Here is a 243-nt window from a genome sequence, read left to right as displayed (position 1 = left end):
TTAGCAGCGCGGTACTGACGAATCATCTTGCCGTTGTGACGCAGGTTGATCGTCACATCGAAGCGACTTAATGCGATGCGCTTAAGTAGCTCATCAATATGAGTGAATTCGGTTTTTTCAGTACGTAAGAATTTGCGGCGTGCCGGGGTATTGAAAAACAGATCCAGCACTTCAACCGAGGTGCCAATTGGGTGTGCGGCAGGCTGCAATTTTACCTGCATGTCTCGGCCTTCACTGTGCGCT

1 pseudogene is annotated in these 243 nt (G+C 49.8%); it reads right to left on the bottom strand.

Annotated features, from left to right (window positions below):
• Positions 1-243, bottom strand: a pseudogene (locus tag A3712_RS02530) (DNA mismatch repair endonuclease MutL); the annotation flags it as partial.

Origin of the sequence: Vibrio sp. HI00D65, assembly GCF_001635455.1 — a bacterium.
GTDB lineage: Bacteria > Pseudomonadota > Gammaproteobacteria > Enterobacterales > Vibrionaceae > Vibrio.
The sequence above is the reverse complement of the archived record's forward strand: the minus strand, read 5'-3'. Positions and strand labels throughout refer to the sequence as shown.